Annotated in this window: 11 protein-coding genes; 3 read left to right on the plus strand and 8 right to left on the minus strand. The window is 53.4% G+C overall.

The genetic code is table 11. From position 1 onward, the window contains the following. Positions 1-33: 33 nt before the first annotated feature. Positions 34-333 carry a DUF4298 domain-containing protein gene (locus tag BQ7397_RS01295; RefSeq protein ID WP_077074390.1) on the plus strand — a complete coding sequence of 100 codons (300 nt, stop codon included), beginning with the start codon at positions 34-36 and terminating at the stop codon, positions 331-333. Positions 334-405: 72 nt separating this feature from the next. Here the strand turns inward: BQ7397_RS01295 and BQ7397_RS01300 are convergent, their stop codons facing one another. Beyond that, positions 406-2046 carry a DEAD/DEAH box helicase gene (locus BQ7397_RS01300; protein ID WP_077074391.1) on the minus strand — a complete coding sequence of 547 codons (1641 nt, stop codon included), beginning with the start codon at positions 2044-2046 and terminating at the stop codon, positions 406-408. 252 nt (positions 2047-2298) lie between these two features. Between BQ7397_RS01300 and BQ7397_RS01305 the strand changes: the two genes are divergently transcribed. Together BQ7397_RS01305 and BQ7397_RS01310 are read left to right on the plus strand one after the other, a co-directional pair. Then, entirely contained in the window at positions 2299-3444 is a 1146-nt protein-coding gene (locus tag BQ7397_RS01305; protein ID WP_077074392.1) for a 5-bromo-4-chloroindolyl phosphate hydrolysis family protein, read from the plus strand. After that, positions 3437-4546: a toxic anion resistance protein gene (locus tag BQ7397_RS01310; RefSeq protein WP_077074393.1), complete on the plus strand. Its 1110-nt coding sequence runs from the start codon at positions 3437-3439 to the stop codon at positions 4544-4546. Before BQ7397_RS01305 ends, BQ7397_RS01310 begins: the two co-directional genes overlap by 8 nt. Positions 4547-4680: 134 nt before the next feature. Here BQ7397_RS01310 and BQ7397_RS01315 read toward each other — a convergent pair whose 3' ends face one another. From BQ7397_RS01315 to BQ7397_RS01345, 7 genes are all read right to left on the minus strand, one after another. Next, positions 4681-6378 carry a Na/Pi cotransporter family protein gene (locus tag BQ7397_RS01315; RefSeq protein ID WP_077074394.1) on the minus strand — a complete coding sequence of 566 codons (1698 nt, stop codon included), beginning with the start codon at positions 6376-6378 and terminating at the stop codon, positions 4681-4683. A 183-nt stretch (positions 6379-6561) separates the two neighbouring features. After that, on the minus strand, positions 6562-7959 hold the full coding sequence (locus BQ7397_RS01320; RefSeq protein ID WP_077074395.1) for an alanine/glycine:cation symporter family protein: 1398 nt from the start codon (positions 7957-7959) through the stop codon (positions 6562-6564). Positions 7960-8138: 179 nt separating this feature from the next. Beyond that, complete coding sequence (locus BQ7397_RS01325; RefSeq protein WP_077074396.1) at positions 8139-8636, minus strand: NUDIX domain-containing protein; 498 nt, start codon at positions 8634-8636, stop codon at positions 8139-8141. 10 nt (positions 8637-8646) lie between these two features. Next, positions 8647-9264 (minus strand): V-type ATP synthase subunit D, encoded by a 618-nt coding sequence (locus BQ7397_RS01330; protein WP_077074397.1) that lies wholly within the window; start codon positions 9262-9264, stop codon positions 8647-8649. 9 nt (positions 9265-9273) lie between these two features. Beyond that, positions 9274-10647, minus strand: a complete 1374-nt coding sequence (locus tag BQ7397_RS01335) for a V-type ATP synthase subunit B (protein ID WP_077074398.1) — start codon at positions 10645-10647, stop codon at positions 9274-9276. A 3-nt stretch (positions 10648-10650) separates the two neighbouring features. Continuing rightward, positions 10651-12531, minus strand: coding sequence for a V-type ATP synthase subunit A (locus tag BQ7397_RS01340; protein WP_083703349.1), 1881 nt, complete (start codon positions 12529-12531; stop codon positions 10651-10653). Continuing rightward, a complete protein-coding gene (locus tag BQ7397_RS01345) occupies positions 12524-13150 on the minus strand; it encodes a hypothetical protein (protein ID WP_077074399.1) in 627 nt (208 codons plus the stop codon). Before BQ7397_RS01345 ends, BQ7397_RS01340 begins: the two co-directional genes overlap by 8 nt. Positions 13151-13154: the final 4 nt, after the last annotated feature.

Below are 13154 nucleotides of genomic sequence, written 5' to 3' on the forward strand. Positions count from 1 at the left end.
GGCTTCGGTGCTTTTTTCATGAAAGGAGAAGGTATGGACAGAAACGAACGGGTCGCCGCCATGGAAACCATCTTAAACGATCACAGCCGTGCCGTGGCCGAGTTTAAAGAGGCCCTGGACGCCTTTGAAAAGGCCCAGGACGCCTTCGACGTCTTGGACAGGTACTACAGCTCCCAGGATTGGTTCGACGACGTGGACGCCTACGACGAGGGCGAGATCACCGTGGACTGCGGCGTCCTCACCGAGGATGCGGTCTACGATTTAATCGGCGAAAATTTCGAAATGGCCAAGGAGATGATTCGCCTGGCCAACGCCATATTACAAAAGCACTAGGCAGTGACGCTTAGTGCTTTTTCTTTTAAGGAAATATCCTCACTCTATTTTATTTTTCATCCACCGAAAAGATCAGTCTCTGTAGGTCCGCACGTGGTAGGTTTTACCGCGGCTCTTCATGCCGTCCAATTGCTCGATGGCGCTCTTCGCGGCCTTCTTCGGCACCTCGATGACGGTGTGGTGATCGCGAATCAAAATATTGCCTACGATGTCGGCGCCCAGATCCGTTTCCTTTTTAAAGATGGCGAGAACGGCCTTGGGATTGATGCCGTCTTTTCTGCCCTTGTCCATATAGAGCTTGGCGTTGTTGGAAAAGCGCTTCTTGCCGCCCTTTTCCTTCTTCTCCTTGCCCTTGCGGTCTTTTCTCAGACCCCGGGCACGGAATTTCTTGCCGTAGTCCACCTCATCCAAGGCGTCGTGCTTCTTCGACTGGCTGCTGTCGTCTAAAAGCTTTAGTAGGGCGGCGGAAATTTCCACGGCGCCGTATTCCAGGCGGAGCATGCTTTCCACCATGGGCTTGTACTCGGAAAGATCCGCCTCGGCATCGAGAAGCTCGGCTACCTTGCCCTCCAGGCTTTCACGCTTGTTCACGTCCATTTGCTCCATGGTGGGCAGCTCCATGTAAGAGAGATCGGCCTTGGTGTAGCGGACGATGTCTTCCAGCTTGTAAATATCCCGGCCCACGATAAAGGAGAAGGACAGGCCCTTGCGCCCTGCCCGGGCCGTACGGCCGATGCGGTGAACGTAGTATTCCTCGTCCTGAGGCAGGTCGTAGTTCACCACCATGTCCACGTCGCCGACATCGATGCCCCGCGCCGCCACGTCCGTGGCGACCAGCATGTCGATGGAGGAGTTTCTGAAGCGCTTCATGACAGAATCACGCTGGTTCTGCTTCAAGTCCCCGTGAAGGCCGTCCACGGCATAGCCGCGGGAAGCCATTTCGCTCACCAAAGCGTCGACGCGGCGCTTGGTGTTGCAGAAGACGATGGCCAGGGTGGGATCGTAGATATCCACGAGGCGGCTTAAAATTTCCGGCTTCATGGAGGCCTTCATTTCCAAATAGTACTGCTCGATGTTTTCCACGGTGAGCTGCTTGTGCTTAATGCGAATGATCTCCGGATCCCTTTGGAATTTACGGGAGAAATCCATAATGTCCTTTTCCATGGTGGCGGAGAAGAAGCAGGTCTGGCGGTTATCCGGCGTCTCGTCTAAAATGGTGCGCATGTCGTCGCGAAAGCCCATGTCGAACATTTCGTCGGCCTCATCCAAGATGGCGATAGACAGATTATCGAAGCGCAGGGTCTTTCTGCGCATATGGTCCATGACCCGGCCCGGGGTGCCCACGACGATTTGCACGCCGCCTTTTAAGGCGCGGATTTGTCGGTCGATGCTGGTGCCGCCGTAGACGGGCAGAATCTTCACGCCCTTTTTATAGGCGCCTAAATTGGCCAGCTCGTTGGCCACTTGCAGGCAAAGCTCACGGGTGGGGCAGAGCACCAGACCTTGGAGCGGGCCCTTCTTTTCCACCCGCTCCAGCATGGGAATGCCGTAGGCGGCGGTTTTGCCCGTGCCGGTCTGGGCTTGGGCGATGACGTCTTTGCCTTCCAAAAGGGGCGCCATGCTCTGAGCTTGGATCGGCGATGCTTCCTCAAAGCCCATGGCCTCGATGCCCTTTAAAATGGCTTCCGACAGATTAAATTCATTAAATTTCAAACGTTCCTCCTCGTTTCAAAAAAAAAAGCAGTCCCGCGGACTACTCAGTTGGTTTGTTTATCTGATTATTTCACTTCTTTCTATTATGAAGGATGGCGGCGACAATTGCAAGGCTTTCGGAAAAAGATTTAATGTTTAAGTCTCGGTTAAGATTTTTTAAAAGGCGAAAAAACCCCCCGCAATTTTTTGTCTTGTGCTAAACTTAAAGTAGACTGCTTTGGATGAAAACAAGGCGTGAAAGGAGTTTCCCGATTGAAAGATAAAAATGCCATTGAAAAATTTGTGGACCGCGCCATGGAAGACGACGACTTTCAAGACGTGGCCGATGTCATAGAAAAAAGCGTGGAAAGCGCCATCCATTACTCGAAAATGGGCGCCGGCGCCCTCATGCGGGGGGTGAAAAAGGGCTTCGGGCCGAAGGAACCTGTGCGCCTTCCCGTAAACCGGGATCCCGCCAAGGTGAAGCAAAAGGTGACGGCCCCCAACACCTGGTTTTGGCTGAGAAATGCAGCCGCCCTTTCGGCCATCAGCTCTTTTCTTTGTGCCCTCTTTGTCTTTATCGACGACATCGCCTATGGTTTCTTCTCCTCCGACACCATTGCCGCGTTCCTCTTTCTTTTGATCTCGGCCGCAGTATTCGCCGCAGGCACCGTCATCAGCCAGCGCAATATGATTTTATCGCGGGATTTCTTCCGCATTCGCCGGGAGATTCAAGACCAATCGGTCCTCGCCGTGGAAGACATCGTGACGGCACTGAACAAGCCCCAACAAACGGTGGCCGCCGAGATCAATCACATGATCCGAAAAGACTACCTGCCCCAGGCCCGCCTGGTGGAGGGGGGCGATCTGCTCCTCGTGGATCACGCCGCCTACAAGGCCTACAAAGACAATTACATGGGCCGCGCAGCCGTGGCACAAAACGACGTGCCTGAAATCGAAGAGCCGCAGGCCACCAACGACGACGACCGGGCCACCGCCATGGATGATTACGAAAAGACCTTAAAGGCCCAGCGGGATCGTACCGGCGACGGCGCACTGAAGGAAAAAATTTCCGCCCTCTTAAAGCTTTTGGATGCCATTCGCCATGCGGTGAACACGGATCCCGGCCGGGTGGAAAGCTTAAACAAATTCGTGGACTACTACACCCCCACCACCATCAAGCTTATCGAGCGGTATCTGCAGTTTGAATCCTCCTCGGTGATTACGGATTCCATAAAAAAGACCATGGACGATATTTTGCGCTCCCTGGACAAAGTCATCGACGGCTACGAAAAATTGTTGGACACCTTATATAAAGACGACCTCTTGGATCTCAACGCCGAAATGGATGTGATGGAGACGGTGATGAAACAAGACGGACTAATCGAAGAATCGGAAGGAGACGGATTCCATGAGTGATGAAATTAAATTGACCTTAGACGGCGCCACCGACGCGGACATCGAATCGGAACTGACCTTGGAACCCAAGGAAGTGGAGGCCCAAGTGAAGCTGACACCGGCGGAACAGAAGCAGGTGGACGACTTTGCCAAGACCATCGACCTCACCGACTCCTCGGTGATCCTCCAATACGGCGTGGGGGCACAGAAAAAGATTTCGAACTTTTCCGAGAAGACCTTAAACTCCGTGCGCACGAAGGACCTGGGCGAAGTGGGAAATCTCCTCTCCCAAGTCGTGACGGAGCTGAAGACCTTCGAAAACGAAGACGAAAAGGGCCTGAAGGGCCTCCTGAAACGCTCCGCCAATAAAGTCACCGCCATGAAGGCCAAGTACGACAAGGCGGAAAAAAACGTGGACGACATCGCCCGAGTCTTGGAAAACCATCAGATCACTTTGATGAAGGACATTTCCATGTTGGATCAAATGTACGATCTCAACGAAAAGTATTTTAAAGAACTTTCCATGTACATCCTCGCCGGCAATCAAAAGCTGGAAGACGTGCGCAGTCGCGAGCTCCCCGCCCTTATGGCCTCGGCCACGGAGGGAAGCCTGGAGGCCCAAAAGGCCAACGACCTGCAAAACATGGCCAATCGCTTCGAAAAGAAGCTCCACGACCTGGAGCTCACCCGCATGGTGAGTTTGCAAATGGCACCGCAAATTCGCATGGTGCAGGCTTCAAATACGGTCATGGCGGAAAAGATTCAGTCCACGGTAGTGAACACCATCCCCATCTGGAAAAACCAAATGGTCCTCGCCCTCGGCGTGCACCACAGCGAACAGGCCGCCGAAGCCCAAAAGAAAGTGGCGGATCTCACCAATCAGCTCCTGAAGAAAAACGCCGAAACTCTGCGCCAAAGCACGGTGAATGTGGCGAGGGAAAGCGAGCGGGGCATCGTGGATGTGGACACCATTCGCTACACCAACGAACAGCTCATCGCCGCACTGGACGAAGTGCGCAAGATTCAAATCGAAGGCCACGAAAACAGAGAAAAGGCCAAGCGGGAGCTGGAAGCTTTAGAAGCGGATCTCAAACACCGCCTGCTTCCCCAAAACAATCAATAGGAAAGCACGAGAAATGTACCGACAATTATTTAAGAAGCGGCAGATTGTCTGCCGCTTCTTTTATTTTATATCCTCCCCCCTCGCCATATTTTCCACAAAAAACGGCACGCCCTTCGGCATGCCGTTCGTTGCATTTATTCCGCCCCTTGAGCCATTTCTTCCGCCACCAGGGATTTTTCCCCGTGGGTCTTAATGGGGTCGAAGGTGAGGCGGGCGATATTAAAGATGTGGTCGCCGATACGTTCCAGCGTCCCCAGGATGTCGACGTAGAGGGATGTGGTGACCGTGGCCTCTTCGTGTTGAGAGGTCATGCGCCTGAAGTGGGAGGCGCGAAGCTCGTATTCCAAATAGTTCAGGCTGTTTTCTTCCTGTTTCATGGTTTCGTACAGATGGTGGTCGCCGCCCTTATAGATTTCTACGCCGTTGGTGTACATGTGAATCAGCAAATCGTAAATGGACGTGAGCTCCTTCATGGCTTCGTCGTGGAAGCTTTCCCCGGAATCGTAGACCATCTCGAAATATTCCACCAGGTTTTGCACCAAATCGCCGATGCGCTCAAAGTTTTTTTGCACCTGAAGGCCGGCGGAGTATTCGTCAGCCAGCTCTTCCGTCAAGGACTGCTTGGAAATTTTCAAAAGGTAGGATTCGATTTTCGTATCCAGTGAGTTGATCATGTCTTCCAGCTGATTGACCTCGTGGAAGTATTTTTTGTCCTTGGTCAACAGGTACTGCTTGCTGTCTTCCAAGGCTTCCGTGACGATGTCCGAGACCTGCAGGATGGCCACCTTCGCTTGGGTCAATGCCCCGGCGGGGAAGGCGGTGATCATGGCTTCGTCCAACTGGATCTTGCCCATTTCCTCGGTGAGATCGTCGCGACCGGGCATGATCCTTCTCAGCAGGCTGACGCATTGGGGAATGATGGGCAAAAAGATAATCATGCCCACGAAGTTAAAGGTGAAGTGGGCGAAGGCGATGGTCATCATGTCGTTAAAGTGGAGCAGATCCGTCACGTGGTGGACGAAGCGCTCGTAGGGACCGATGATGGCCAGGAAAAAAACGGACACGGACACGTTAAATAAAAAGTGGAACAGTGACGTGCGCCGGGCGGCGAGGCTCCCGCCCACGGAGGCCAAGGCCGCCGTCACCGTGGTGCCGATGTTGGCACCGAAGACCAGGCCCAGTGCCGCCACCAGGGTAATGGAATGGGTGGCGTAGAGGGTTTGCACGATCCCGACGATGGCCGAGGAGGATTGAATGACCCCGGTAACCACGGCGCCGATAAGTGCCGCCAGGATCGGTTGACGACTGAGCCGTACCACCATATCCGCAAAGCCCGGGATGTACTGCAGCTCTTTTAAGGCGTCACCCATGGTGTTTAAGCCGATGAACAGGAGGCCGAAGCCGATAATGATTTCGCCCAGGTAGATGGTTTTTTTCTTTGATGCCATAAGGACCAAAAAGACGCCTACAAGCAAAATAAAGTAGGCCAGGTAATCCAGCTGAAAGCCGATTAAAATCGACGTCACCGTGGTACCGATATTGGCGCCGAGGATAATGGCGATGGCTTGGCTCAGACCCATCAGTCCGCTTCGCACCAAAGATATGGCGATGACCGTCGCCGCCGATGAGGATTGGATCAGGCCGGTCATGACGATGCCGACCAGGACCGCCATAATGGGATTGGACGTATATTTTTCGATATAGTCCCGAATCTTTGTGCCGGCAAATTTCGTCAGGCTGTCGCCCATGAGTTTAACGCCGAAAAGAAACAGTCCCAGACCGCCGGCAATAAAATGCCAATCAATTTGAGACCATGAACTTACCTCGCCCATAAACTCTCCTTCCGTAAAATTTTACATACATAGATCGGTCTTATTATACCAAAAAGTAAAGTGGAGGTAAGGCTTTCGTAATAAAAACTTCCTCATTATTTATTTCCCATGGGAAAAATAAATAATAAGTGGCGGCGGCCGTTTTCGAGCACAAAAAAAGCAAGCGCGAGGCTTGCTTTTCTCTTATTTCCAATAGTCCAGCTTGCTTTCGTCCAGGCCGATGCTTCGGCCGAGGAAGTGGGGATCCTTGCCGGCGTGGGTTTGCTCCTTGTAATCCTTCAGCGCCGCAATGGCTTGATTGCTCAAGAGCAAAATGGCGGGGATGTTGACCAGCACCATCAGGGCCATTAAGAAGTCGGCCACGTTCCATGCCAGTTCCATTTTCATACTGCTGCCCAAGAAGATAAGGACGATGGCCACCAGTCGGTAGCACAGCATAAAGGTTTTAGAGGGCATCTTTTTATTCAGGTAGTTCAAGCAGCTGTCCACGTAAAAGAGATTGCCTAAGAGAGTAGTAAAGGCAAAGAGAGTCAGGGACAGGGAGATGAAGACGTAGCCGTAGTGGCCGAAGACCGTGGCCAGGGATTCTTGCACGTAGGCGGCCCCTGCCAGCTCTTCCGTGGCGTCTATTCCCGATGCCATGGCCATAAAGGCCGTAGCGGAGCAGATGACCAGGGTGTCTAAGAAGACGGAAAACATTTGAACCAGGCCTTGTTTAACCGGGTGGGATACATCCGCCGATGCCGCCGCATTGGGTGCGGAGCCCATACCGGCTTCGTTGGAGTACAGCCCCCGCTTGATCCCTTGGACCATGGCGGAGCCTGCAAAGCCGCCGAAGATGGCTTTGAAGTTAAAGGCGTCGGAGAAAATATTCTTGAAGACCGTGGGCATGTAGGTAATGTTTTTGAAGATCATAAACAATGCCATGGCCACGAAGATGATGCCCATGAAAGGCACGAGGGCGGAGGTGGCTTTAATGATGCGCTTGCCGCCCCCTAAGATGCAGTAGCCGGCGACGATGGCCAGGATGCCGCCGATGACCCAGGTGGTCCTGCCTTCCACGAAGAAATCGTAGACGCGGAAGGAGTCGGTCATGTTAAAGGAGGCGAGCATGTTGAAGCCCACGGCGTAAGTCAAAATTAAAAAGACGGCGAAAAGCACGCCGACGGCTCTGGAGCCCAGGGCGATTTCAATATAGTAGCTGGGGCCGCCGAAGCTGTTGCCGTGTTCTCCTCTGCGCTTGTAAATTTGCGCCAAGGTGGATTCCACAAAGGCCGACGCCCCGCCGATAATGGCAATGAGCCACATCCAGAACACGGCGCCGTAGCCGCCGAGGCAAATGGCTTGGGCCACGCCGACGATGTTCCCCGTGCCGACACGGGAGGCGGTGGAAACCATGAGCGCCTGGAAGGAAGAGACTTCGCCTTGGTGGGGCTTTTCTCTCAACACGCGCAGGGATTCACCGAACATAGATAATTGCAAAAATCCCGTGCGCACGGTGAAGTAAAGGCCGGCGCCGATTAAAATAATAATAAGTATGGGGTAGTACAAATACCCGTTCACTTTCAGTAGTAGATCCATGGGTCACCTCAATTTCTTTCCTATGTACTATTACAACTGTTCACATTTTACCATAGACGACTACAATGTAAAAGATTGTTTTCCATTAACACGGAATTTTTCTGCTTTACTTTACCGAAGTGAACTATCTTCGGATTTTTTAAATGACGCAAAAAAATAGCGCCCCTTCGGGCGCCGGATCAATCTTCCATCAAACCTTCGATTTTTTCGAAATAATTTTCAATGCGCTTGGCCATAGGCGGGGCAAATTCACCTGAAGCCAACATGGCCTTCAGCTCTTTTTTGCCGACGAATTTATAATCTTCCACTTCGCTTCTTTGCATCTTGATCTTGTCCACGTCCCTTACGAGGAGAAAGATCTTGGAAAATTTCTGATTTTCCTTCATGGTGCCGAGAAAAGAAAGGTCCCGATCCGTGGCGCGAATGCCCACTTCTTCTTTCAGCTCCCGAAGGGCGCCTTGAAGAGGGCTTTCCTTGTCCACGACGCTACCCATGGTGAATTCCCATTGATGGGCGAAATCTTTGCCCTTCGCCCGCTTGGTCACCAGAAGCTTCTTTTCGGAAATCACCATGACGCCGGCGACGACGTAATACTCCTCGGGATCCAATGGCTCTTTTCGATCTTTTAAATAGCCCAGATAGTTAAAGTCTTCGTCGTAAATACGCCTCAGTTCCACGGCGACCTCCTTACTTGCTCACATTGTTTTTCACGCGCTTCAAGCGGAAGAAATCTTCCCGCTCTTTTTCCGCCAAAATGTCTTCGATCTCTTTTTTCGCCGCCTCGTACCTGGGAATTTGAATTTTTTCCAGGGCGTTGGCCCGCTTCACCGTCTTTTTGATTTCCTTGGCCAGGCGGTACAAGTCCGTTTCGATTTCCGCGAGCTCGTAAATCCTGGCCCGCATATCGTGCATGCGAATATAGGCTTCGTCGAAGGCAAAATTGGATTCAAACATACTGAAGGTGGTTTGAGGCTTAAAGGCCTTGTAGTGGATTTCGGGAATCTCCACCCCCATGACGGAGCGGTAGCCGATGTGGTAGGGCTCCTCCGTGGGCATGGACTTGCTCATTTCCACCACGGACTCCCAGCCCATGGTCACCGAGGCCATGGTCAGGGCGTCGTAGGACTGGCTGAAGCGCTCTTCCACCTCTTGTTGAATGGTTTGGGCCCGGGCGTTTAGGCGCATGATCTCACGCATAAGCACGGCCCGCTTTTTGTCTAAAAGGCCGTAGCCCCTCTTGGCAAAATCCAGGGCGCTTTTTGTTTTGATTAAATTGGCTTTTGTCGCCGTCACGCGTTTCGCCATAGCTCACCTCTAATAATACTTGTCCAGGATTTTCGGATCGATACGCACCAAGCTGTCCTTGGGCAAAGTCCTCAAGAGCTCCCAGGCCTTGTCCAAGGTCTGGCCGATGGTGGAGGGCTCGTTAAAATCCTGGCCGATAAATTCGTTTTCGAAGCGGCGCCCGAAGGCCAACAGCTTTTGATCGCCTTCCGACAGCTCCTCTTCCCCGATGATCTGGGCCAAAGAACGCACTTCCGTACACTTGGAGTAGGAGGCAAACAATTGGGCGGAGACGTCGCTGTGATCCTCCCGGGTGTAGTCCGCCCCGATGCCGTCTTTCATGAGACGGGACAGGGAGTCCAGAATGTTAATGGGAGGATAGATGCCCTGGCCGTTAAGATCCCGTGACAATACGATTTGCCCCTCGGTAATGTAGCCGGTCAAGTCGGGAATCGGGTGAGTAATGTCGTCGGAGGGCATGGTTAGGATGGGGATCAAGGTGACCGATCCCTTCACGCCCTTGATCATGCCCGCCCGCTCGTAAATGGCGGCGAGGTCCGAATACAAATAGCCCGGGTAGCCCTTTCTCGAAGGCACTTCCTGCCGTTGGGAGGAGACCTCCCGCAGACTTTCCCCGTAGCTGGTCATGTCGGTCATAATGACCAAGACGTGCTTGTGCCGTTCGAAGGCCAAATATTCCGCCGCGGTCAGGGCGCATTTCGGGGCGATGATCCGCTCCATAATCGGGTCGTCGGCGTAGTTCATGTAGATGACGACCTTGTCCATAACGCCGGCTTCCATAAAGCTGTCGGTGAAGAAGGAGGCCACCTCCCGCTTCAGGCCCATGCCGCAGAAGACCACGGCGAAATCGTCGCCGCTTCCGTCGTCGGCGATATTGGCCTGGCGAATAATTTGTGCGGCCAGCTCGTTATGAGGCAGACCCGCTCCCGAGAAGATGGGGAGCTTTTGGCCCCGAATCAAGGTCATAACCGAGTCGATGCCCCGAATCCCCGTTTGAATAAAGTTCCGGGGATACTCCCGGGCCACCGGGTTCATGGGCTTGCCGTTGACATTATAAAAATCGTCGGAGTAGACGGGGCCGCCCTTGTCGATGGCCCGTCCGATGCCGTTGAAGCGGCGGCCTAAAATTTCCGGCGCCAGGGGAATTTCAAAGGGCCGTCCTTCGAAGACCACGTTTAAATTTTCCGTGGACACCCCCATGGATTCGCCGAAGACCTGAACCGTGGCGGCATCTTCGTCGATACCGATGACCCGCCCCACTAAGGTCTCTTTCGTTTCCCGATTGGTAATGGAGACGATTTCGCCGTAGCGCACCCGATGCAGGCCGGAAAGCTGAATCAGGGATCCGTCGATATTATCCAGGCGCAAATACTCTTTCTTCACGTCCTACGCCTCCTTTTCCTTCGCTGTTTCTTTCTGTTCGTCCGCTTCCTTCGCTTCGTCCGCTTTGTCCGATTCCTTTTTCCCTTCGATTTCCAAGGCGTCCATTTCGTCCTCGGCGATGCCGTATTCGATGCGAATTTCGCGGTAGTGCTCTTGAATGTCGTTCATCAGGTGGGTGAAGGACTTCATATCGTCGTTGGCGATATTGTACTTCATGTTCACGATCCGGGAATGAAGGGCGTCGTCCTTCACCTCTTCGATGGAGATGCCCTGATCCAACACCACCTTGCCCTCTTCGTACAAAGTGTCGATGACTTCCATCATGGCAAATTGTTTTTCCAAGGGCACCGATTGGTCGATGTCGTTAAAGGCGTTTTGTTGCAAAAAGGCGTCTTTAATTAAGCGTGCCACGATTAAAAGGAAGCGTTCCTTGTCGGGGAGCACGTCTTCGCCGACGAGCATGACGATTTCCTGGAGTCTGGCCTCTTCGTTTAAAATGTTCATAAACTTCTTCCGCAGACCGGGCAGGTCGCCGTCCAGCCGATTGTCGTAGTAATTGGACAGAGCGCCGATGTAGCCGGAATAGGAATGGAGCCAGTGAATGGCGGGATAGTGACGGGAGTAAGCCAGGTCCTTATCCAGTGCCAAAAACACATTGACGAAGCGACGGGTGTTTTCCGTAACGGGCTCGGAGAAGTCGCCTCCCGCCGGGGAGACGGCGCCGATGGTAGTGACGGAGCCTTCCCCGCCCGAGAGGGTCTTTGCCGATCCGCTGCGCTCGTAGAAGGAGGCGATGCGGCTGGGCAGGTAGGCGGGGTAGCCTTCTTCCGCCGGCATTTCTTCCAGACGGCCGGAGATTTCCCTGAGGGCTTCCGCCCAACGGGAGGTGGAGTCCGCCATCATGGCCACGTCGTAGCCCTGATCTCTAAAGTATTCGGCAATGGTAATGCCGGTGTAGATGGACGCTTCACGAGCCGCTACGGGCATATTCGATGTGTTGGCGATTAAAATGGTTCGCTGCATCAAAGGCTTGCCCGAGTTCGGGTCGATAAGCTTCGGGAAGTCTTCCAATACTTCCGTCATTTCATTCCCCCGCTCGCCGCAGCCGATGTAGACGATAATGTCCGCGTCACAAAACTTGGCGATGGAGTGTTGAGTCATGGTCTTGCCCGTACCGAAGCCGCCGGGAATGGCCACGGTGCCTCCCTTGGCGATGGGAAAGAATACGTCAAGTACCCGCTGGCCGGTGACCAGCAGCTGATCCGCGTCTAAAAATTCCGTGACGGGACGGGGAATCCGCACGGGCCAGCGATGGCTCATGGCCACTTCGTGTTCCTCGCCGGATTCGTCTTTCACCTTGCAGACGGGATCCACCACATTGTACTCGCCGGCTTCGGCGACCCAGGTCACTTCGCCGGAAATGTCCGGGGGAAGGAGAACGCGGTGGGTAATGATCTCCGTTTCATCCACGGTGCCTAAGACGGCGCCGGCGGAAACCTCATCTCCCGCCTTGACCTTGGGCTCGAAGGCCCACAGCTTTTCCAGGTCCAGGTTCGTCATGCCGATGCCTTCGGGGATAAAGCTGCCGTATTTTTCGTTAATGCGGTTTAGAGGCCGCTCGATGCCGTCGAACATATTGCCCAACAGCCCCGGGCCTAAGCGCACGGACAGAGGCCCGCCGGTGGAGACGATGGATTCGTCACGCATGAGCCCTTCCGTTTCTTCGTAGACCTGTACCGTGCCTTCGTCGCCGTGAATGGCGATGACCTCGCCGATAAGCTTCTTCTGTCCGACCTGAACCATTTCGCGCATGGAGAAATCCCCCATGGGCTTGCCGATGACCACGGGCCCGTTAATCTTGATGATCTTCGCTTCTTTACTCATGGTCCATCTCCTCTCGGAACAGGCGATAGAGCAACTTGCCGATGGTGTAGCGCTTATCTTCGATCAAGGTGTACAGGTCGTAGTTCAGGCTGTAGTTCTTGTCCATATCGCTGATGGTGTGCCCGCCGATGTGCCAGTCCTCCAGGGTTTCCGGGTGAAGGGTAATGCCCTTTTTCTCGGCCATGGCGCGAAAGCCTTCGAAATACTTGTCCATATCTCCGGCCACCATGGCGAAGCGATATTCCCCCGCTTCTAAATTGTCCAGGGATTCCTCCACGCGGACGGCCAAATCCGAAGCGTACTGCTCCGTAAAGGTATATTCCGCGGCGCGCTCGCGAATGGCTTCGATAAAGTCCTTCTTTAATTCGTTGATCTTTTTTAATTCCAAGACCCGCTCGTTCTCCTTGGCCTTGGCAATCTCTTCATTGCCCATGACCTTCGCCAGGTCGGCGCGGCGACGAACGATGGCCTCTTTTTCGTCATTCAGTTGTTTTTCTTTGCGGCGCAGAAGATTATTTTTTTCCTCTTCCCAGGCCTCTTTTCGCTTTTCCAAATCCACGAAGCGTCGCTTGTAGACGACGTTTTCGAATAATTCCAATTTACTTTCGACTTGCAGCATTTTC

Source organism: Aedoeadaptatus urinae (genome assembly GCF_900155585.1).
Classification (GTDB): domain Bacteria; phylum Bacillota; class Clostridia; order Tissierellales; family Peptoniphilaceae; genus Aedoeadaptatus; species Aedoeadaptatus urinae.